The organism is Vibrio nigripulchritudo ATCC 27043, assembly GCF_000222685.1.
GTDB lineage: Bacteria > Pseudomonadota > Gammaproteobacteria > Enterobacterales > Vibrionaceae > Vibrio > Vibrio nigripulchritudo.
On sequence record NZ_AFWJ01000013.1, the window covers coordinates 65816 to 82958 of the forward strand.

A 17143-nucleotide genomic window follows, 5' to 3' on the forward strand; every position below is an offset into this window, starting at 1 on the left:
CCAGGCACCGCTTTTTTTATGTCTTCACGTACACTGCTCATTCCCGTTTTGTATTCTCGGCACGATTATCTGCTCGAAACGGAAAATCCATCTAGGATTAATAAGTGCCTTTCAAAAGGAATGAGTTATGAAAATTAAAACAACGATTTTAGCGCTTTCTGCGCTGCTGTTAGCCTCTCCAAGCCATGCCTTTTTTGGCTTTGGTAAGTCCGAAGAAAAACCTGCTCTCGATCTTGGTTCATTGGCAAATGATGCTTTCTCAAGTCAGGTAGATACCCAAGCTGATTCCGACTTAGTGAAGATGCTCAGCTCTCAACTTGATGTGTCTCCTACTCAGGCAACTGGTGGTGCAGGAGCCCTTCTCGCGCTGGCATCTAACTCGCTTAGTTCTTCTCAAAACAGCGAGCTTGCCTCTTCCATCCCCGGATTAAGTTCACTTACTGGTTCAATCCCTGGTCTGACAGGTCTAGCCAGCAATTTTGGTGCGGTGACCGATATATTCACTAAGCTTGGTCTGGACCCGTCTATGGTGGGTCAGTTTGCCCCTTTGATCCTGAAATACCTAGGTTCGCAAAACGCCTCAACCGGGCTGTTGGACTCTCTAGGTCAAATCTGGAAGTAATCTGAAAATGGGTGGTTTTTGACCACCCTCTCTTTCAACACAGGAAATTTGTGCCACTCTAACCTTTTTATCAAGGACGAGTAGGTACTATGAAAGACGAAACCCTTTCCATCCATCACGGCTATCAAACAGACCCAACCACAAAAGCCGTAGCAACTCCCGTTTATCAAACTGTTGCGTACGAATTCGATAACGCTCAACACGGCGCAGATCTTTTCAACCTCGAAGTGCCGGGCAATATCTACACACGCATTATGAATCCAACGAATGATGTGTTGGAACAACGAATGGCAGCCTTAGAAGGGGGAATTGCTGGTCTGGTGGTAAGCGCAGGTAGTGCAGCTATCAATTACGCCATTCTGACGCTGGCACAAAGCGGAGACAACATAGTTTCAACGCCCCAATTGTATGGAGGTACTTACACCCTGTTTGCACACATGCTTCCCCAGCAAGGAATTGACGTTCGATTTGCCAAAGATGACAAACCTGAGAGTTTGGCTGAGCTTATCGATGAGAATACCAAAGCTGTATATTGCGAATCCATTGGTAACCCCGCAGGCAATATCGTCGACATTGAAGGGATTGCTACTCTCGCACACCAGAAAGGCGTACCGGTAATTGTGGACAATACCGTCGCCACTCCTATTCTTTGTAAACCCATTCAATATGGTGCAGACATCGTCGTTCACTCTCTGACTAAATATGTTGGTGGGCACGGTACAACCCTTGGAGGAGTGATTGTCGACTCGGGAAAATTCCCCTGGGCAAAGCACAAAGATCGATTCCCAGTATTTAATCAACCTGAGCCTTCTTACCATGGAGTGGTGTACACCGAAGCGTTTGGCGAAGCCGCATTCATCGGCAGAGCGCGTACTGTGCCTCTTCGCAACACTGGTTCAGCACTTTCACCAATGAACGCGTTTATGCTGATGCAAGGACTAGAAACACTTTCCCTTCGTATGGAACGCCATTGTGACAATGCTAAAAAAGTCGCCGAATATTTAGAAGGTCATGACAAAGTCAGTTGGATCAGTTACGCCGGACTACCTAATTCAGAACACTACGACCTCGCGCAAAAATATATGAATGGTAAACCTTCAGCGATTTTGTCTTTTGGCTTGAAAGACGGGTATGAGGCTGGTGTGCGTTTCTATGATGCTCTGGAGCTGTTCAAAAGACTGGTTAACATTGGTGATGCCAAGTCATTAGCCTGTCACCCGGCTTCTACTACGCACAGACAAATGAGTGTAGAGGAACAAGCAGCTGCAGGTGTGGTACCTGAAATGATCCGTTTGTCTGTCGGTATTGAACACATAGACGATATCATTGCGGATTTGGATCAGGCACTGAAAGCCTGATCGGCAGACACAAAAAAGCCGAGCAAATGCTCGGCTTTTAAGTTCTTTACGAACTGATTACTCAGCAGCTGCTTCTTCAGCAACTTCTGGGCGATCAACAAGCTCAATGTAAGCCATTGGAGCTTTGTCGCCAGCACGGAAGCCAGCTTTTAGGATACGAGTGTAACCGCCCTGACGAGCAGCAAAACGTGGACCTAGTTCGTTAAATAGTTTTGCCACAACTTCGTTGTCACGAGTGCGAGCAAATGCAAGACGACGGTTAGCAACGCTGTCAGTCTTAGCTAGTGTAATCAAAGGCTCAACGACGCGACGCAGCTCTTTTGCTTTTGGCAAAGTAGTCTTGATAACTTCATGACGTACTAGAGAGCTAGCCATGTTGCTGAACATCGCTTTGCGATGACTGCTGTTGCGGTTGAGTTGACGACCACTCTTACGATGGCGCATGACCTAATCCTTCTAACTAGTATCGATTAATCTTCAGCGATTGACGCTGGTGGCCAATTTTCTAGGCGCATACCTAGAGACAGACCGCGTGACGCAAGTACGTCTTTTATCTCTGTAAGAGACTTTTTACCAAGGTTAGGCGTTTTAAGTAGCTCAACCTCAGTACGCTGTACAAGATCACCGATGTAGTGAATCGCTTCTGCTTTCAAACAGTTAGCAGAGCGAACTGTTAGTTCAAGATCGTCTACAGGACGCAATAGGATCGGATCGAATTCCGGCTTCTCTTCTTTCTCTTCAGGAACACGGATGTCACGAAGATCAACGAAGGCATCCAATTGCTCAGCAAGGATAGTAGCTGAACGACGGATTGCTTCTTCAGGGTCAAGAGTACCGTTCGTTTCCATATCGATAACGAGTTTGTCAAGGTCAGTACGCTGCTCAACACGTGCCGCTTCTACAGTGTAGGCAATTTTGTCTACTGGGCTGTATGTCGCGTCAACAAGCAGACGACCGATAGGACGCTCATCTTCTTCAGTATGGATACGAGACGATGCTGGAACATAACCACGACCACGTTCTACTTTAATACGCATAGCGATTTCAGCATTGTCATCAGTTAGATGACAAATAACGTGCTCTGGGTTAGCGATCTCTACATCACCATCATGGGTGATGTCACCTGCAACAACAGGGCCTGAGCCTGATTTGTTCAGTGTAATAAACACTTCATCTTTGCCTTCTGCCACTTTAACAGCAAGACCTTTCAGGTTAAGAAGGATCTCTAAGATATCTTCTTGTACACCTTCTTTGGTGCTGTACTCGTGAAGAACGCCTTCAATCTCAACCTCAGTTACTGCGCAACCAGGCATTGAAGATAGAAGAATGCGACGAAGCGCATTACCTAGAGTATGACCAAAGCCACGCTCTAATGGCTCAAGAGTTACTTTTGCGTGTGTCGTGCTGATTTGTTCGATGTCAACAAGACGTGGCTTAAGAAATTCTGTTACAGAACCCTGCATTGTGTCCTCTCTTTAATTTAAACCTTACTTAGAGTAAAGCTCGACGATCAGGTGTTCGTTGATGTCAGCTGATAGATCTGAACGCTCAGGCAAACGCTTGAACGTACCTTCCATCTTACCGCCATCTACTTCAATCCAAGTTGGTTTTTCGCGTTGTTCAGCAACTTCTAGAGCTGCTTTGATGCGAGATTGCTGTTTAGCTTTCTCACGGATAGATACAACGTCGTTTGCCGCAACTTTGAATGAAGGAACGTTTACAACTTTACCGTTTACTAGGATAGCTTTGTGGCTAACTAGCTGACGTGCTTCTGCGCGAGTTGCGCCAAAGCCCATGCGGTAAACTACGTTATCAAGACGACCTTCAAGAAGCTGAAGTAGGTTTTCACCTGTGTTGCCCTTAAGACGAGCTGCTTCTTTGTAGTAGTTACGGAATTGTTTTTCTAGAACGCCGTACATACGACGAACTTTTTGCTTCTCACGAAGCTGAACGCCATACTCAGATAGACGACCGCGACGAGCGCCGTGTACACCTGGTGCGTTATCGATTTTACACTTGGTATCAATCGCACGAACACCAGACTTAAGGAATAAGTCAGTGCCTTCGCGACGGCTAAGCTTCAGCTTAGGACCCAAATATCTTGCCATGATTCTTCTCCAACTTTCCTAGAAACGTTATACGCGACGTTTCTTAGGTGGACGACAACCGTTATGAGGGATCGGAGTTGCATCAACGATGTTAGTGATGCGGTATCCTGCTGCGTTTAGTGCACGGATAGTTGACTCACGACCTGGACCTGGGCCCTTAACCATAACTTCCAAGTTCTTTAGGCCATATTCTTTAGCCATTTCGCCAGCGCGCTCTGCTGCAACCTGAGCTGCAAACGGAGTTGACTTACGAGAACCACGGAAACCAGAACCGCCTGCAGTAGCCCAAGCTAGTGCGTTACCTTGACGGTCAGTGATGGTCACGATTGTGTTATTAAAAGAAGCATGGATGTGCGCTACGCCATCAGCTACTTGCTTGCGTACGCGCTTACGAGCGCGAGTTGGTTGTTTTGCCATTGTACTCTACCTTCCCGATTATTTCTTGATCGGCTTACGCGGACCCTTACGGGTGCGAGCATTGGTTTTAGTACGCTGTCCACGTAGTGGTAGACTGCGACGATGACGAAGACCACGGTAACAGCCAAGGTCCATAAGACGCTTGATGTTCATGGATACTTCACGACGTAGATCACCTTCTACAGTGTACTTAGCTACACCATCACGCAGTTGATCGATCTGCTCTTCAGATAGTTCACTGATCTTAACATGTTCAGCAATACCCACTTCAGCTAGGATAGCTTGAGAGCGAGTTTTACCGATGCCGTAGATCGCCGTTAGAGCGATTACAGCATGTTTCTGATCAGGAATGTTAATGCCTGCTATACGGGCCATTATTCACTCCTAGTGTTTCATAAAAGAATTATCCGCAGCAAAGCCCGTTATGGATACGCTGCGGCATACTACTTCTTTTGCACGCAAAAGGTAGGCCGAGGAATATACTCGACACTACCTTACTTTTCAAGTAAAAATTTCTGCTTAGATTAGCCTTGGCGCTGCTTGTGCTTTGGCTCACTGTTGCAAATCACGCGAACAACACCGTTGCGCTTGATTACTTTACAGTTACGGCAGATTTTTTTAACGGAAGCACGAACTTTCATTGCTAAACTCCGTAATGAAATCTGAGCCTACCGTCGAATTAACGACCGTAGCCTTTCAGATTCGCTTTTTTCAACACAGAATCATACTGTTGTGACATCAGATGAGTCTGTACCTGTGCCATAAAGTCCATGATAACTACCACTACGATAAGTAGTGATGTACCGCCAAAGTAGAAACGTACGTTCCAAGCGATCATCATGAACTCGGGAATCAGACAGATAAAGGTAATGTACAACGCACCTGCTAGGGTTAAACGAGTCATTACTTTATCAATGTACTTAGCTGTCTGCTCACCTGGGCGGATACCGGGTACGAACGCTCCAGACTTCTTCAGATTATCTGCTGTTTCACGCGGATTGAAAACCAATGCCGTGTAGAAGAAACAGAAGAAAATAATCGCTGCCGCATAAAGCATTACATACAGAGGTTGTCCAGGACTAAGGGCCAAAGACACATCAGTTAACCAACTGAATGCGCTGTCCTCACCACCTGTATTACCAAACCACTGTGCTAATGTTCCTGGGAACAAAATAATACTAGACGCAAATATCGCTGGGATCACACCTGCCATGTTAATTTTAAGTGGCAAGTGAGTACTTTGCGCAGCAAATACCTTACGACCTTGTTGACGCTTAGCATAGTTAACGACGATTCGACGCTGACCACGCTCCATGAAAACAACGAAGTAGATAACTGCAAACGCAAGTACAGCAATAAGCAGCAGAAGAAGTACGTTCAGTTCACCTTGACGCGCTTGCTCAATTGTTTGACCGATTGCCGATGGCAATCCAGCAACGATACCTGCAAAGATAATCAATGAGATACCGTTACCAATTCCTCGCTCAGTAATCTGTTCACCTAACCACATAAGGAACATGGTACCGGTTACTAGACTGATGGTTGCAATAACAGTAAACATGGTTTGATCGATAACGACCAATTGACCTGTGACCATGCTTGGCAAAGCTGTTGCAATACCAATTGCTTGGAATGTAGCAAGTACAAGCGTGCCGTAACGCGTATATTGGCTTATCTTACGACGGCCGGCTTCACCCTCTTTTTTGAGTTCAGCTAACGCAGGATGAACTACAGTTAGCAGCTGGACAACAATCGAAGCCGAAATATACGGCATGATGCCCAACGCTAATATAGAAGCACGCTCAAGTGCACCACCGGAGAACATGTTGAACATTTCAACGATGGTACCCTTTTGCTGTTCGAACAAATCGGCAAGTACAGCTGCGTCAATACCAGGGATCGGCACAAAAGAGCCCGCTCTGAATACTAAAAGTGCACCTAATACGAATAGTAAGCGCGACTTTAATTCAGCTAAGCCGCTTTGAGCACTACGAAAATCTTGTCCTGGTTTTTTAGCCATCTGTACCTCGTCCCTCGAGAATTATTCCTCGATTTTACCGCCTGCAGCTTCGATTGCAGCTTTAGCACCTTTAGTTACGCGTAGACCTTTAACAGTCACAGCTTTGCTGATTTCACCAGAAAGAACAACTTTTACAAATTCGATGTTCTTAGTGATTACGTTAGCAGCTTTCAAGCTGTTTAGATCAACCACGTCACCTTCTACCTTCGCTAGTTCACCTAGACGAACTTCAGAAGTCACTAGACTCTTACGAGAAGTGAAACCGAATTTTGGTAGACGTTGTTTCAGAGGCATCTGACCGCCTTCGAAACCTGGACGAACGCTGCCGCCAGAACGTGATTTTTGACCTTTGTGGCCGCGACCACCTGTTTTACCAAGGCCTGAACCGATACCGCGACCTAGACGCTTCTTAGAAGGTTTAGAACCAGCAGCCGGTGATAGAGTATTCAAACGCATTCTGATTACTCCTCAACTTTAACCATGTAGTAAACTTTGTTGATCATACCGCGTACGCACGGAGTATCTTCAAGTTCTACAGTGTGGTTGATACGACGAAGACCTAGACCACGCAAAGTCGCTTTGTGCTTTGGTAGGCGGCCAATTGAGCTTTTAGTTTGAGTTACTTTAATAGTTGCCATGGTGTTCTTACTCCGAAATAGCTTCAACAGTTAGACCACGCTTAGCAGCAACCATCTCAGGAGACTTCATGCCACTCAGACCATCGATCGTCGCGCGAACGATGTTGATAGGGTTCGTAGAACCGTATGCTTTTGCAAGTACGTTGTGAACACCTACAACTTCAAGTACTGCACGCATCGCACCACCTGCGATGATACCAGTACCTTCTGCAGCTGGCTGCATGTAAACTTTAGAGCCAGTGTGACGACCTTTCACCGCGTGGTGAAGAGTACCGTCGTTAAGCGCTACAGTAACCATGTTACGGCGCGCTTTTTCCATTGCTTTTTGGATCGCTGCTGGTACTTCACGAGCTTTGCCGTAACCGAAACCAACACGACCATTACCGTCACCAACAACTGTTAGTGCAGTAAAACTAAAGATTCGACCACCTTTAACCGTTTTAGAAACACGGTTAACAGCAATTAGCTTTTCGTGCAAATCTGTAGCTTGTTGTTGTTCTTTAGCCATCTTCCAACCCTACCTTAGAATTTCAGACCAGCTTCGCGAGCAGAATCTGCTAGCGCCGCTACTCGACCGTGGTATTGGAAACCAGAACGATCGAAAGCAACATCAGAGATGCCTTTTTCGATAGCGCGCTCAGCGATAGCTTTACCTACAGCTTTAGCAGCGTCTACGTTACCAGTATTCTTAACTTGCTCACGGATCGCTTTTTCTACAGTAGAAGCAGCAGCGATAACCTCAGAGCCGTTTGCAGCGATAACCTGAGCGTACACGTGACGTGGAGTACGGTGTACTACTAGGCGAGTCGCGCGAAGTTCTGCAATCTTACGACGTGCACGTGTAGCACGACGGATGCGAGATGCTTTCTTATCCATAGTGTTACCTTACTTCTTCTTAGCTTCTTTGGTACGCACATTTTCATCTGCGTAACGAACACCTTTACCTTTGTAAGGCTCAGGCTCACGGTAAGAACGAATGTCAGCCGCAACCTGACCAACTAGTTGCTTGTCAGCACCAGTTAGTACGATTTCAGTTTGGCTTGGACATTCAGCTTTAATACCCGCTGGCACTGCGTGCTCAACTGGGTGAGAGAAGCCTAGAGTTAGGCTAACTGCGTTGCCTTTGATAGCAGCACGGTAACCAACACCCTTAAGGGTTAGCTTCTTAGTAAAGCCTTCAGTAACACCAACAACCATGTTGTTAGCAAGTGCGCGAGCTGTACCAGCTTGTGCCCATGCGTTAGCAACACCTTCACGTGGACCGAAAGTAAGCTTACCTTCTTCTTGCGCAACTACTACGCCATCGTTGAATGAACGAGACAGTTCGCCTTTAGGACCTTTAACGCTAAGTTCTTGGCCGTTTAGTTTCACCTCTACGCCAGCTGGAATAGCGACAGGTGCTTTAGCAACACGAGACATATCCTACTCCTATTATTAAGCTACGTAGCAGATGATTTCACCACCAAGACCTGCTTTACGAGCAGCACGGTCAGACATTAGACCCTTGGAAGTGGAAACTACAGCAACACCCAAACCGCCCATCACAGAAGGTAGCTCGTCTTTCTTTTTGTAGACGCGCAGACCTGGACGTGAAACACGTTGGATTTGCTCGATTACTGGTTTAGCTTGGAAGTACTTAAGAGTTACTTCTAGCTCTGGTTTCGCTTCGCCGCTTACAGCGAAGTCTGCGATGTAACCTTCAGCTTTTAGTAGTGCAGCAATTGCAACTTTCAGCTTTGAAGAAGGCATTTTAACAGCAACTTTGTTTGCTGCCTGACCGTTACGAACGCGGGTCAGCATATCCGAAATCGGATCTTGCATGCTCATAGATTTTACTCCAAATGATTAAGTGGCAATTACCAGCTAGCCTTACGAAGACCCGGAATCTCGCCTTTCATGCAAGCTTCACGAACCTTAATACGGCTTAGACCGAACTTACGTAGGTAACCGTGTGGACGACCAGTTTGGTTGCAACGGTTGCGCTGACGTGATGCACTTGAATCACGTGGAAGAGATTGCAATTTTAGAACTGCATTCCAACGATCTTCTTCAGATGCGTTTACATCGCTAATGATAGCTTTAAGCGCTGAACGCTTCTCAGCGAACTTAGCTACTAGCTTTGCACGCTTAGCTTCACGTGCTTTCATTGATTGTTTAGCCATAACAGTAACCCTTCACCTTACTTACGGAATGGGAAGTTAAAGGCAGCCAGCAGAGCACGGCCTTCCTCATCGGAACTCGCAGACGTCGTGATAGTGATATCAAGACCGCGTACACGATCGACTTTATCGTAGTCGATTTCCGGGAAGATGATTTGCTCGCGAACGCCCATGCTGTAGTTACCACGACCGTCAAAGGACTTCGCGCTAACACCACGGAAATCACGTACACGTGGAAGTGCAATCGAGATTAGACGCTCGAAGAAATCCCACATACGTTCGCCACGTAAGGTTACTTTACAACCAATTGGGTAGCCTTCACGAATCTTGAAGCCTGCTACTGATTTACGCGCTTTAGTGATAAGTGGCTTTTGACCAGAGATCGTTGCCATATCAGCTGCTGCGTTTTCTAGCAGTTTCTTGTCGTTGATTGCTTCACCAACGCCCATGTTTAGGGTGATTTTTTCAATCCTAGGGACTTGCATGACGCTTGAGTAGCCGAACTCTTTGGTAAGCTCAGCGACTACAGACGACTTGTAGTAATCATGCAGTTTCGCCATAGTAGAACTCCAAATTACATTCTATTAGTTAGAAACAGTTTCGCCGTTTGATTTGAAGAAACGCACTTTTTTGCCTTCTTCAAAACGGAAACCGATGCGGTCTGCTTTACCAGTAGCCGCGTTAAAGATTGCAACGTTAGAAGCATCAATTGCTGCTTCTTGCTCAACGATGCCACCTTGTTGACCTAGAGCCGGTTGAGGCTTTTGGTGTTTCTTAACAAGGTTGATACCTTCAACGATAACTTTACCGGTTGCTAGAACCTTAGTTACTTTACCGCGCTTGCCTTTATCTTTACCGGCAAGAACGATTACTTCGTCGTTACGACGGATTTTAGCTGCCATTGTGTGCCGCTCCTTACAGAACTTCTGGAGCCAGTGAAACAATCTTCATGAATTTCGCGTTACGAAGTTCACGAGTCACTGGACCAAAGATACGTGTGCCGACTGGTTGCTCAGTAGTGTCGTTCAACAATACACAAGCATTACGGTCGAAGCGAATGACAGAACCGTCTGGACGACGAACGCCTTTACGAGTGCGCACTACCACCGCTTTCAGAACATCACCTTTCTTAACTTTACCGCGTGGAATTGCTTCCTTAACAGTAACTTTGATGATATCTCCGATATGTGCATAACGGCGGTGAGAGCCACCCAGAACCTTAATACACATTACTCTGCGAGCGCCGGAGTTATCCGCAGCGTCGAGTGTACTTTGCATTTGGATCATTTTAGTGCTCCGCTAAATATTAAAACTAGACCCTTCACGGGTCGGGCTGCCTCTTTATAAGGGCTGCGAATTGTACCACCCTTTTTTGTACTTGGGTAGCCAAAAAATAAGCGGCCCCAAAAATAATTTGGAGCCGCTTTTTCTATCGTATCAAAACGAAATTAGTACTTCGCTTTTTCTACAACTTTTACCAAAGTCCAAGACTTCTTCTTAGACAGTGGACGACACTCTTGAATCTCAACGGTATCGCCTAGGCCACACTCGTTGTTTTCGTCGTGTGCGTGCAGTTTAGTCGTACGCTTTACGAACTTGCCGTAAATTGGGTGTTTCACCATGCGTTCGATTGCAACAACGATAGACTTGTCCATCTTGTCGCTAACTACACGACCTTGTTGAGTACGAATTTTGTCGCTCATTATGCGCCTGCCTTCTCAGTCAAAACAGTTTTCACACGTGCGATATCACGGCGCACAGCTTTCAGAGTATGAGTCTGCTGTAGTTGACCAGTTGCAGCTTGCATGCGCAAGTTGAACTGCTCGCGCAGCAAATTCAATAGCTCAGCGTTAAGCTCTTCAACGCTTTTTTCGCGTAGATCTAGTGCTTTCATCACATCACCTGCTTAGTTACAAAGGTAGTTTTTACAGGCAGTTTACGTGCCGCAAGGCGGAACGCTTCACGTGCCAACTCTTCAGGTACGCCATTCATTTCGTACATAACCTTACCAGGTTGGATTTGGGCTACCCAGTACTCAACGTTACCTTTACCCTTACCTTGACGAACTTCAAGCGGTTTTTCAGTGATAGGCTTGTCTGGGAAAATACGAATCCAGATTTGACCTTGACGTTTAATGTGACGTGTCATAGCACGACGAGCCGCTTCAATCTGACGAGCAGTGATACGACCACGGCCAACAGCTTTAAGACCGAATTCGCCGAAGCTTACTTCAGTACCTTTAGCTAGACCACGGTTGCGACCAGTCTGAACCTTACGGAACTTAGTACGTTTAGGTTGTAGCATCAGTCGACTCCTTACTTACGGCCTTTACGCTGCTTCTTAGGCTTGTCGCCTTTTGGCTCTACAGCGTTAGCTGCTGGCATGCCGCCTAGGATCTCACCTTTGAAGATCCAAACTTTAATGCCGATTACACCGTATTGGGTGTGAGCCGAAGAAGTTGCGTAATCAATGTCAGCACGAAGAGTGTGTAGAGGTACACGACCTTCACGATACCACTCAGTACGTGCGATTTCAGCGCCGCCTAGACGACCGCTTACTTCCACTTTGATACCTTTAGCGCCTAGACGCATTGCGTTTTGTACCGCACGCTTCATAGCACGACGGAACATAACACGACGTTCTAGCTGAGACGCGATGCTGTCACCAACAAGTTGTGCGTCCAACTCAGGTTTGCGTACTTCAGCGATGTTAATTTGCGCTGGTACACCTGCGATTTTAGCTACAGCTGTGCGTAGCTTCTCTACGTCTTCGCCTTTCTTACCGATTACAACGCCTGGACGAGCAGTGTGAATAGTCACACGGATGCTCTTAGCAGGACGCTCGATAACGATACGTGAAAGAGACGCTTTCGAAAGTTCCTTCGTTAGGAACTGACGTACCTTGAAGTCGCCGTCTAGGTTGTCAGCGAAATCTTTGGTGTTAGCAAACCAAGTAGCATTCCAAGGCTTAACGATGCCAAGACGAATACCATTAGGATGTACTTTTTGACCCATTGCTTACTCTCCTAGTCTCTTAGCGATCTGCTACAACAACAGTGATGTGGCTTGAACGCTTCAAGATACGATCCGCACGACCTTTCGCACGAGGCATAATACGCTTCATGGTTGGGCCTTCATCTACGAAGATTTTAGCGACATTCAGATCGTCGATGTCTGCACCTTCGTTATGCTCTGCATTCGCGATTGCTGATTCCAGAACTTTCTTGATTAGTTCAGCAGCTTTTTTGTTGCTGAAAGTTAGAAGTTCTAGAGCCTGATCCACAGATTTACCGCGGATTTGGTCTGCAACTAAGCGAGCTTTCTGAGGAGAAATACGAGCAAAGTTATGTTTAGCAATAGCTTCCATTATTTACTCCTTATTTCTTCTTAGCTTTCTTATCCGCAGCGTGACCGCGGTAAGTACGAGTAGGTGCGAATTCGCCCAGTTTGTGACCGATCATTTCATCAGTTACAAATACTGGAACGTGTTGACGACCATTATGGACAGCGATGGTCAAACCAATCATTGATGGAATGATCATTGAGCGACGGGACCAAGTCTTAATAGGCTTCTTGTCTCCGCTTTCCACCGCTTTCTCTACCTTCTTCAGCAAGTGTAGGTCAATAAATGGACCTTTCTTGAGAGAACGTGGCATGGCGATTCCTCTTATATAGATTACTTGTTACGACGACGTACGATGTACTTGTCAGTGCGTTTGTTCTTACGAGTCTTGAAGCCCTTAGTAGGCATACCCCAAGGAGATACTGGGTGACGACCGCCAGATGTACGACCTTCACCACCACCGTGTGGGTGATCAACCGGGTTCATTACTACACCACGTACGGTTGGACGTACGCCGCGCCAGCGTGAAGCACCAGCTTTACCAAGTTCACGTAGCATGTGCTCAGAGTTACCAACTTCACCGATTGTTGCACGGCCTTCAGAAAGAACTTTGCGCATTTCGCCAGAACGTAGACGGATAGTTACGTACGCACCGTCACGAGCAACGATTTGAGCGTAAGCACCAGCCGAACGAGCTAGCTGAGCACCTTTACCAGGCTTAAGTTCAACACAGTGAACTGTAGAACCTACTGGGATGTTGCGCATCGGCAGAGTGTTACCTGCTTTGATTGGCGCATCTACACCAGATTGAATCTGGTCACCAGCTTGGATGCCTTTTGGTGCGATGATGTAGCGGCGCTCACCGTCTGCGTACAGAACTAGAGCGATGTTTGCGCTACGGTTTGGATCGTATTCAAGACGCTCAACTTTCGCTGGGATACCATCTTTAGTACGTTTGAAGTCAATTACACGGTAGTGATGCTTGTGACCACCGCCGATGTGACGTACTGTGATACGACCGTTGTTGTTACGACCACCGTTCTTAGAGTTTTTCTCTAGAAGAGGTGCGTATGGCTTGCCCTTGTGTAGGTCAGCGTTAACAACTTTAACAACATGACGACGACCAGGGGAAGTCGGCTTACATTTAACAATAGCCATTTTTCAACTACTCCTGTTATTCCGCGCCGCCAACAAAGTCAAGATCTTGACCTTCTTTCAAAGTAACGTACGCTTTCTTAACGTCGCTGCGGCGACCTTGGCGTAGACCTTGACGTTTGGTCTTACCCTTAGTGATAAGAGTATTTACAGACTTAACTTCAACTTCAAAAAGCTTTTCTACAGCAGCTTTGATCTCTTTCTTAGTTGCATCTTTTGCTACTTTGAAAACGATAGTGTTCGCTTTCTCAGCAGCCATAGTTGCTTTTTCAGAGATGTGCGGCGCACGTAGAACTTTTAGGATACGCTCTTCAGTGATCATGCTAGCATCTCCTCAACTTGCTTAACTGCTTCAGCAGTCATTACAACTTTGTCGAACGCGATTAGTGAAACTGGGTCGATACCAGCAACGTCACGTGCGTCAACTTTGTATAGGTTACGAGCAGCTAGGAATAGATTCTCATCTACTTCGCTAGTCACGATTAGCGCGTCAGTTAGCTCAAGCTCTTTAAGCTTAGCTACAAGCTCTTTAGTTTTTGGCGCTTCAACTGAGAAGCTATCAACAACGATTAGACGCTCTTGACGAACTAGCTCAGAAAGAATGCTCTTCATAGCACCACGGTACATTTTCTTGTTTACTTTTTGGCTGTGATCTTGTGGTTTCGCAGCAAAAGTAACACCACCTGTACGCCAGATTGGGCTACGGATTGTACCAGCACGTGCACGGCCAGTACCTTTTTGACGCCATGGCTTAGCGCCACCGCCAGATACTTCAGAACGAGTCTTTTGAGCACGAGTACCTTGACGAGCACCTGCTGCGTACGCAACAACTACTTGGTGTACAAGAGCTTCGTTGAAGTCACGTCCGAAAGTAGTCTCGGAAACAGTTAGTGCATCAGCACCTTTAACCATCAATTCCATTACTTACTCCTAGACGTTATGCTTTAACAGCTGGTTTTACGATCACGTTGCCGCCAGTTGCGCCTGGTACTGCACCTTTAATAAGAAGCAGATTGCGCTCAGCGTCTACGCGTACGATCTCTAGGTTTTGAGTCGTTACACGCTCAGCACCCATGTGACCTGCCATTTTCTTGCCTTTAAACACGCGACCTGGAGTCTGACATTGACCGATAGAACCAGGAGCACGGTGAGACAATGAGTTACCGTGAGACATATCTTGAGTACGGAAATTCCAACGCTTAACAGCGCCTTGGAAACCTTTACCTTTAGATGTGCCAGTAACGTCTACTTTTTTAACTTCGTTGAAAAGTTCTACGTTTAGCTCAGCGCCAACTTCAAACTCTTCGCCGTTTTCTAAACGGAATTCCCAAAGACCGCGACCAGCTTCAACACCTGCTTTCGCAAAGTGACCAGCTTCGGCTTTAACAACACGGTTAGCTTTCTTAGCACCAGTAGTTACCTGGATTGCTGCATAGCCGTCAGTCTCAAGAGTTTTCACTTGAGAAATACGGTTCGCTTCAACCTCAACAACAGTTACTGGGATAGAAACGCCTTCTTCGGTAAATACGCGGGTCATACCCACTTTACGTCCGACTAGACCAATCATTCTTCTAATCTCCCTTAACCTAGGCTGATTTGTACGTCAACGCCAGCAGCTAGATCTAGGCGCATCAGAGCGTCAACAGTTTTGTCAGTTGGCTCTACGATGTCGATTAGACGCTTGTGAGTACGGATTTCGTACTGGTCACGTGCATCTTTGTTGACGTGTGGAGAGATAAGAACAGTGAAACGCTCTTTACGAGTAGGAAGTGGGATAGGACCACGAACCTGTGCGCCGGTACGCTTTGCTGTTTCAACGATTTCCGCTGTAGAAGCGTCGATCAGTTTGTAATCGAAAGCTTTAAGGCGGATACGAATACGTTGGTTCTGCATGAGACAGAGCTCCAATAATAATAAATTACACAAACAATATCGCCACTCAAACTCGAATAGACGAGAGAATGCCGATTGATTTATGTGAAACCGTAGTATCCAAATCGGATACATTGTCAGTTAATTTTCGATTAACTTTACCTCGAAAGGTAGCTAATTGTATTAACCGCGAACATAAGCTGAGTTTACATTACTAAGCGGAACGCTTACTCCTCGCTGCTCATTGGTTCACAACTGGCTAAGCCAGTGCGCGGTATTATACAGATCACAAAGTTGTATGCAAGAGTCGTTGGAAAATTAGTCTAAAAAGAAGACAAATAGTAAAAAAGCGAACCCTTGTTGGGGGTTCGCTTTTTATGTAATCGTATTAATTTGAACTAGTCTTCGTCGACAAACTGTGCTTGTTGATAGTTTTCGATTCCGACTTTATCTATTAAGCCAAGCTGCGTTTCAAGCCAATCAACATGTTCTTCTTCGTCTTCTAAGATATCCTGAAAAAGGTCTCTTGAAACAAAATCGCGAACATTTTCCGCATAGGCAATTGCTTCTTTCAGATCCGGGATTGCGTCCATTTCAAGCTTAAGGTCGCACTCCAACATTTCCTTGGTGTCTTCACCTATCATCAACTTGCCGAGATCTTGCAAATTTGGCAAACCTTCAAGAAACAAAATACGCTCAATCAGATGATCAGCATGTTTCATTTCGTCGATAGATTCTTCGTACTCTTTTTCAGCAAGGTGCTTTAAGCCCCAATCTTTGTACATGCGTGCATGTAAGAAGTACTGATTAATAGCAACAAGTTCGTTTCCTAAAATGGTGTTAAGGTGTTGAATGATTTTTGGATCACCTTTCATGACAAAGCCCTCCTTGATCGGCTCTTTTAACTTTAGAACCAATTAAGAAGGTGTCAAAATCATTTTAGGGCATTCTCAAAAATGAGTTAGCCGACTTTCTTATATAACGTTGCTACTGTGTCGTTAAGAATTTCCTTAGCACTTTTTACGCATTTACCACATTGAGATCCGAGTGGCGTACATTGCCTAATTCCCTTGATATCTGTGATGCCCTCTTCAAGAGCAAGCTGTCGAATTTTTTTGTCGGATACACCGTGGCAAATACAAACAAACATTTTTTACATCCAATTTACTTCAATTAGAAATATAAACGAGAATGGTTAGCATTGCCAATCCTATTGGCATTTTGATTAGAATGATTGGTTATATAAAGGTGAGGGGATGAGAAAGGAATTGATACATAAACAAAAAGAGGAGCCTAAGCTCCTCTTTTCAAGATGCGATTATCGCAAAATCATTCGATATTAGTCGAAGATTTTCGCAACAACACCAGCACCTACTGTACGGCCACCTTCACGGATTGCGAAACGTAGACCTTCGTCCATCGCGATTGGAGCGATTAGTTCAACAGTCATTT

Annotated in this window: 33 protein-coding genes; 2 read left to right on the forward strand and 31 right to left on the reverse strand. The window is 45.9% G+C overall.

All coding sequences use genetic code 11. The features are described from left to right. Positions 1–127: 127 nt before the first annotated feature. Positions 128–622, forward strand: a complete 495-nt coding sequence (locus tag RH89_RS02745; protein ID WP_004398445.1) for a DUF2780 domain-containing protein — start codon at positions 128–130, stop codon at positions 620–622. 89 nt (positions 623–711) lie between these two features. Next, positions 712–1980 (forward strand): O-acetylhomoserine aminocarboxypropyltransferase/cysteine synthase family protein, encoded by a 1269-nt coding sequence (locus tag RH89_RS02750; protein WP_004398446.1) that lies wholly within the window; start codon positions 712–714, stop codon positions 1978–1980. A gap of 57 nt (positions 1981–2037) precedes the next feature. Here RH89_RS02750 and rplQ read toward each other — a convergent pair whose 3' ends face one another. The 31 genes from rplQ to RH89_RS28995 form a co-directional block, all read right to left on the reverse strand. After that, on the reverse strand, positions 2038–2424 hold the full coding sequence (rplQ, locus tag RH89_RS02755) for a 50S ribosomal protein L17 (RefSeq protein WP_004398447.1): 387 nt from the start codon (positions 2422–2424) through the stop codon (positions 2038–2040). A gap of 26 nt (positions 2425–2450) precedes the next feature. Beyond that, on the reverse strand, positions 2451–3443 hold the full coding sequence (locus RH89_RS02760) for a DNA-directed RNA polymerase subunit alpha (protein ID WP_004398448.1): 993 nt from the start codon (positions 3441–3443) through the stop codon (positions 2451–2453). Between the two features lie 24 nt (positions 3444–3467). Then, entirely contained in the window at positions 3468–4088 is a 621-nt protein-coding gene (gene rpsD / locus RH89_RS02765; RefSeq protein WP_004398449.1) for a 30S ribosomal protein S4, read from the reverse strand. A gap of 27 nt (positions 4089–4115) precedes the next feature. After that, positions 4116–4505 (reverse strand): 30S ribosomal protein S11, encoded by a 390-nt coding sequence (rpsK, locus tag RH89_RS02770; protein ID WP_004398450.1) that lies wholly within the window; start codon positions 4503–4505, stop codon positions 4116–4118. Positions 4506–4523: 18 nt separating this feature from the next. Further along, complete coding sequence (gene rpsM / locus RH89_RS02775; protein WP_004398451.1) at positions 4524–4880, reverse strand: 30S ribosomal protein S13; 357 nt, start codon at positions 4878–4880, stop codon at positions 4524–4526. 149 nt (positions 4881–5029) lie between these two features. Then, complete coding sequence (gene rpmJ / locus RH89_RS02780) at positions 5030–5146, reverse strand: 50S ribosomal protein L36 (protein ID WP_004398452.1); 117 nt, start codon at positions 5144–5146, stop codon at positions 5030–5032. Between the two features lie 38 nt (positions 5147–5184). Then, positions 5185–6525: a preprotein translocase subunit SecY gene (gene secY / locus RH89_RS02785; RefSeq protein ID WP_004398453.1), complete on the reverse strand. Its 1341-nt coding sequence runs from the start codon at positions 6523–6525 to the stop codon at positions 5185–5187. A 21-nt stretch (positions 6526–6546) separates the two neighbouring features. After that, positions 6547–6981, reverse strand: coding sequence for a 50S ribosomal protein L15 (gene rplO / locus RH89_RS02790; protein ID WP_004398454.1), 435 nt, complete (start codon positions 6979–6981; stop codon positions 6547–6549). Positions 6982–6986: 5 nt separating this feature from the next. After that, positions 6987–7163: a 50S ribosomal protein L30 gene (rpmD, locus tag RH89_RS02795; protein WP_004398455.1), complete on the reverse strand. Its 177-nt coding sequence runs from the start codon at positions 7161–7163 to the stop codon at positions 6987–6989. 7 nt (positions 7164–7170) lie between these two features. Then, positions 7171–7671 (reverse strand): 30S ribosomal protein S5, encoded by a 501-nt coding sequence (gene rpsE, locus RH89_RS02800; RefSeq protein WP_004398456.1) that lies wholly within the window; start codon positions 7669–7671, stop codon positions 7171–7173. 14 nt (positions 7672–7685) lie between these two features. Next, complete coding sequence (gene rplR / locus RH89_RS02805) at positions 7686–8039, reverse strand: 50S ribosomal protein L18 (protein WP_004398457.1); 354 nt, start codon at positions 8037–8039, stop codon at positions 7686–7688. Between the two features lie 9 nt (positions 8040–8048). Continuing rightward, positions 8049–8582 carry a 50S ribosomal protein L6 gene (gene rplF / locus RH89_RS02810; protein WP_004398458.1) on the reverse strand — a complete coding sequence of 178 codons (534 nt, stop codon included), beginning with the start codon at positions 8580–8582 and terminating at the stop codon, positions 8049–8051. Between the two features lie 15 nt (positions 8583–8597). Further along, on the reverse strand, positions 8598–8990 hold the full coding sequence (gene rpsH, locus RH89_RS02815; protein WP_004398459.1) for a 30S ribosomal protein S8: 393 nt from the start codon (positions 8988–8990) through the stop codon (positions 8598–8600). 29 nt (positions 8991–9019) lie between these two features. Then, positions 9020–9325, reverse strand: a complete 306-nt coding sequence (gene rpsN, locus RH89_RS02820; protein WP_004398460.1) for a 30S ribosomal protein S14 — start codon at positions 9323–9325, stop codon at positions 9020–9022. A 17-nt stretch (positions 9326–9342) separates the two neighbouring features. After that, positions 9343–9882 (reverse strand): 50S ribosomal protein L5, encoded by a 540-nt coding sequence (gene rplE, locus RH89_RS02825; protein WP_004398461.1) that lies wholly within the window; start codon positions 9880–9882, stop codon positions 9343–9345. A gap of 24 nt (positions 9883–9906) precedes the next feature. After that, the gene (rplX, locus tag RH89_RS02830) at positions 9907–10224 is read right to left on the reverse strand and encodes a 50S ribosomal protein L24 (protein WP_004398462.1); all 318 of its coding nucleotides are present in this window, start codon (positions 10222–10224) and stop codon (positions 9907–9909) included. A 13-nt stretch (positions 10225–10237) separates the two neighbouring features. Next, on the reverse strand, positions 10238–10609 hold the full coding sequence (rplN, locus tag RH89_RS02835) for a 50S ribosomal protein L14 (protein WP_004398463.1): 372 nt from the start codon (positions 10607–10609) through the stop codon (positions 10238–10240). 161 nt (positions 10610–10770) lie between these two features. Then, positions 10771–11025: a 30S ribosomal protein S17 gene (gene rpsQ, locus RH89_RS02840; protein ID WP_004398464.1), complete on the reverse strand. Its 255-nt coding sequence runs from the start codon at positions 11023–11025 to the stop codon at positions 10771–10773. Then, positions 11025–11216, reverse strand: a complete 192-nt coding sequence (rpmC, locus tag RH89_RS02845) for a 50S ribosomal protein L29 (protein ID WP_004398465.1) — start codon at positions 11214–11216, stop codon at positions 11025–11027. The genes rpsQ and rpmC overlap by 1 nt, the downstream gene beginning before the upstream one ends. Beyond that, positions 11216–11626, reverse strand: coding sequence for a 50S ribosomal protein L16 (gene rplP / locus RH89_RS02850; RefSeq protein WP_004398466.1), 411 nt, complete (start codon positions 11624–11626; stop codon positions 11216–11218). Before rplP ends, rpmC begins: the two co-directional genes overlap by 1 nt. An 11-nt stretch (positions 11627–11637) precedes the next feature. Continuing rightward, entirely contained in the window at positions 11638–12336 is a 699-nt protein-coding gene (gene rpsC / locus RH89_RS02855; protein ID WP_004398467.1) for a 30S ribosomal protein S3, read from the reverse strand. Between the two features lie 19 nt (positions 12337–12355). After that, on the reverse strand, positions 12356–12688 hold the full coding sequence (rplV, locus tag RH89_RS02860) for a 50S ribosomal protein L22 (RefSeq protein ID WP_004398468.1): 333 nt from the start codon (positions 12686–12688) through the stop codon (positions 12356–12358). A gap of 10 nt (positions 12689–12698) precedes the next feature. After that, positions 12699–12977 carry a 30S ribosomal protein S19 gene (gene rpsS / locus RH89_RS02865; RefSeq protein WP_004398469.1) on the reverse strand — a complete coding sequence of 93 codons (279 nt, stop codon included), beginning with the start codon at positions 12975–12977 and terminating at the stop codon, positions 12699–12701. Between the two features lie 20 nt (positions 12978–12997). After that, positions 12998–13822 carry a 50S ribosomal protein L2 gene (rplB, locus tag RH89_RS02870; RefSeq protein WP_004398470.1) on the reverse strand — a complete coding sequence of 275 codons (825 nt, stop codon included), beginning with the start codon at positions 13820–13822 and terminating at the stop codon, positions 12998–13000. 16 nt (positions 13823–13838) lie between these two features. Then, positions 13839–14141: a 50S ribosomal protein L23 gene (rplW, locus tag RH89_RS02875; RefSeq protein ID WP_004398471.1), complete on the reverse strand. Its 303-nt coding sequence runs from the start codon at positions 14139–14141 to the stop codon at positions 13839–13841. Then, positions 14138–14740 carry a 50S ribosomal protein L4 gene (rplD, locus tag RH89_RS02880; protein WP_004398472.1) on the reverse strand — a complete coding sequence of 201 codons (603 nt, stop codon included), beginning with the start codon at positions 14738–14740 and terminating at the stop codon, positions 14138–14140. The genes rplW and rplD overlap by 4 nt, the downstream gene beginning before the upstream one ends. A 16-nt stretch (positions 14741–14756) precedes the next feature. Next, positions 14757–15386 (reverse strand): 50S ribosomal protein L3, encoded by a 630-nt coding sequence (gene rplC, locus RH89_RS02885; protein WP_004398473.1) that lies wholly within the window; start codon positions 15384–15386, stop codon positions 14757–14759. Between the two features lie 14 nt (positions 15387–15400). Continuing rightward, positions 15401–15712 (reverse strand): 30S ribosomal protein S10, encoded by a 312-nt coding sequence (gene rpsJ / locus RH89_RS02890; RefSeq protein ID WP_001181007.1) that lies wholly within the window; start codon positions 15710–15712, stop codon positions 15401–15403. A gap of 377 nt (positions 15713–16089) precedes the next feature. Next, entirely contained in the window at positions 16090–16566 is a 477-nt protein-coding gene (bfr, locus tag RH89_RS02895; RefSeq protein ID WP_004398474.1) for a bacterioferritin, read from the reverse strand. An 86-nt stretch (positions 16567–16652) separates the two neighbouring features. Further along, the gene (locus RH89_RS02900) at positions 16653–16841 is read right to left on the reverse strand and encodes a (2Fe-2S)-binding protein (protein ID WP_004398475.1); all 189 of its coding nucleotides are present in this window, start codon (positions 16839–16841) and stop codon (positions 16653–16655) included. Between the two features lie 189 nt (positions 16842–17030). After that, on the reverse strand, positions 17031–17143 hold a 113-nt coding region (locus tag RH89_RS28995; protein WP_004398476.1), incomplete at its 5' end, for an EF-Tu C-terminal domain-related protein.

Bases quoted from the DNA above. Each gene is read 5' to 3' on its own strand.
- rpmC (WP_004398465.1), bottom strand. From the start codon at position 11,216: ATGAAAGCACTAGATCTACGCGAAAAAAGCGTTGAAGAGCTTAACGCT.
- RH89_RS02900 (WP_004398475.1), bottom strand. From the start codon at position 16,841: ATGTTTGTTTGTATTTGCCACGGTGTATCCGACAAAAAAATTCGACAG.
- RH89_RS02750 (WP_004398446.1), top strand. From the start codon at position 712: ATGAAAGACGAAACCCTTTCCATCCATCACGGCTATCAAACAGACCCA.
- rpmD (WP_004398455.1), bottom strand. From the start codon at position 7,163: ATGGCAACTATTAAAGTAACTCAAACTAAAAGCTCAATTGGCCGCCTA.
- rplQ (WP_004398447.1), bottom strand. From the start codon at position 2,424: ATGCGCCATCGTAAGAGTGGTCGTCAACTCAACCGCAACAGCAGTCAT.
- rplF (WP_004398458.1), bottom strand. From the start codon at position 8,582: ATGTCTCGTGTTGCTAAAGCACCTGTCGCTATTCCAGCTGGCGTAGAG.
- rplD (WP_004398472.1), bottom strand. From the start codon at position 14,740: ATGGAATTGATGGTTAAAGGTGCTGATGCACTAACTGTTTCCGAGACT.
- rplO (WP_004398454.1), bottom strand. From the start codon at position 6,981: ATGCGTTTGAATACTCTATCACCGGCTGCTGGTTCTAAACCTTCTAAG.
- rpsN (WP_004398460.1), bottom strand. From the start codon at position 9,325: ATGGCTAAACAATCAATGAAAGCACGTGAAGCTAAGCGTGCAAAGCTA.
- rplC (WP_004398473.1), bottom strand. From the start codon at position 15,386: ATGATTGGTCTAGTCGGACGTAAAGTGGGTATGACCCGCGTATTTACC.
- rpsK (WP_004398450.1), bottom strand. From the start codon at position 4,505: ATGGCAAAACAACCAACTCGCGCTCGTAAGCGCGTACGCAAGCAAGTA.
- rpsJ (WP_001181007.1), bottom strand. From the start codon at position 15,712: ATGCAGAACCAACGTATTCGTATCCGCCTTAAAGCTTTCGATTACAAA.
- rpsH (WP_004398459.1), bottom strand. From the start codon at position 8,990: ATGAGCATGCAAGATCCGATTTCGGATATGCTGACCCGCGTTCGTAAC.
- rplW (WP_004398471.1), bottom strand. From the start codon at position 14,141: ATGATCACTGAAGAGCGTATCCTAAAAGTTCTACGTGCGCCGCACATC.
- rpsS (WP_004398469.1), bottom strand. From the start codon at position 12,977: ATGCCACGTTCTCTCAAGAAAGGTCCATTTATTGACCTACACTTGCTG.
- secY (WP_004398453.1), bottom strand. From the start codon at position 6,525: ATGGCTAAAAAACCAGGACAAGATTTTCGTAGTGCTCAAAGCGGCTTA.
- bfr (WP_004398474.1), bottom strand. From the start codon at position 16,566: ATGAAAGGTGATCCAAAAATCATTCAACACCTTAACACCATTTTAGGA.
- rpsM (WP_004398451.1), bottom strand. From the start codon at position 4,880: ATGGCCCGTATAGCAGGCATTAACATTCCTGATCAGAAACATGCTGTA.
- rpmJ (WP_004398452.1), bottom strand. From the start codon at position 5,146: ATGAAAGTTCGTGCTTCCGTTAAAAAAATCTGCCGTAACTGTAAAGTA.
- rplN (WP_004398463.1), bottom strand. From the start codon at position 10,609: ATGATCCAAATGCAAAGTACACTCGACGCTGCGGATAACTCCGGCGCT.
- rplE (WP_004398461.1), bottom strand. From the start codon at position 9,882: ATGGCGAAACTGCATGATTACTACAAGTCGTCTGTAGTCGCTGAGCTT.
- rplV (WP_004398468.1), bottom strand. From the start codon at position 12,688: ATGGAAGCTATTGCTAAACATAACTTTGCTCGTATTTCTCCTCAGAAA.
- rplR (WP_004398457.1), bottom strand. From the start codon at position 8,039: ATGGATAAGAAAGCATCTCGCATCCGTCGTGCTACACGTGCACGTCGT.
- rplP (WP_004398466.1), bottom strand. From the start codon at position 11,626: ATGCTACAACCTAAACGTACTAAGTTCCGTAAGGTTCAGACTGGTCGC.
- rpsQ (WP_004398464.1), bottom strand. From the start codon at position 11,025: ATGAGCGACAAAATTCGTACTCAACAAGGTCGTGTAGTTAGCGACAAG.
- rplB (WP_004398470.1), bottom strand. From the start codon at position 13,822: ATGGCTATTGTTAAATGTAAGCCGACTTCCCCTGGTCGTCGTCATGTT.
- rpsE (WP_004398456.1), bottom strand. From the start codon at position 7,671: ATGGCTAAAGAACAACAACAAGCTACAGATTTGCACGAAAAGCTAATT.
- rpsD (WP_004398449.1), bottom strand. From the start codon at position 4,088: ATGGCAAGATATTTGGGTCCTAAGCTGAAGCTTAGCCGTCGCGAAGGC.
- RH89_RS02745 (WP_004398445.1), top strand. From the start codon at position 128: ATGAAAATTAAAACAACGATTTTAGCGCTTTCTGCGCTGCTGTTAGCC.
- RH89_RS02760 (WP_004398448.1), bottom strand. From the start codon at position 3,443: ATGCAGGGTTCTGTAACAGAATTTCTTAAGCCACGTCTTGTTGACATC.
- rplX (WP_004398462.1), bottom strand. From the start codon at position 10,224: ATGGCAGCTAAAATCCGTCGTAACGACGAAGTAATCGTTCTTGCCGGT.
- rpsC (WP_004398467.1), bottom strand. From the start codon at position 12,336: ATGGGTCAAAAAGTACATCCTAATGGTATTCGTCTTGGCATCGTTAAG.